General features: G+C 58.2%; 1 protein-coding gene. It reads left to right on the top strand.

From position 1 onward, the window contains the following. Positions 1-612 (top strand): (Fe-S)-binding protein (locus P1P89_23320; protein ID MDF1594453.1); only part of this gene is annotated, 612 nt, incomplete at both ends.

Here is a 612-nt window from a genome sequence, read left to right as displayed (position 1 = left end):
CCTGTGGGTTAAAGAATACGGCGTGGTTTCGCCCGAGCTCAAAGGGCCCTTTGAAGACGATGTCCTTGAAAAGGGGCGGGAGCTGAACGAAAGCTGCATCGCCTGCCACGCCCGGCCCCAGTGGGCATTTCTGGGGTACGGCGCGGCCAAAGCCGTCGCGCCAATCGCCGTGGGTCTTGATGAAGCAGGGGCGCCGAGATTTCTTTGGATCATTCATTTTCTGGCCTGCTTTATCGGGCTGGCCTATCTGCCGTTTAGCAAGATGTTTCACATCATTGCCAGCCCCGTCAGCCTGCTGCTCAATGCGGTCATGGACCCGGAAACCTCGGATCCGGCCAATATCGCCACCCGCCAGATCATGGAGCTGGATGCCTGCACCCACTGCGGCACCTGCACCCTGCGCTGTTCGGTGGGGGTGGTGTTTGAAGAAATTCCCAACGTCAACATTCTGCCGTCTGAAAAGATTGCGTCGCTCAAACGGCTGGCCTCGGGCCAAAACATTTCACAGCAGGACATCCGGACGATTCAGGAAGGATTGTACCTTTGCACCAACTGCCTGCGCTGCACCGGGGTCTGCCCGGCGGGAATCAACCTTCAGGAATTGTGGATGAG

Source organism: Desulfobacterales bacterium, from assembly GCA_029211065.1.
In the GTDB taxonomy this organism is placed as follows: domain Bacteria; phylum Desulfobacterota; class Desulfobacteria; order Desulfobacterales; family JARGFK01; genus JARGFK01.
The sequence above is the reverse complement of the archived record's forward strand: the minus strand, read 5'-3'. Positions and strand labels throughout refer to the sequence as shown.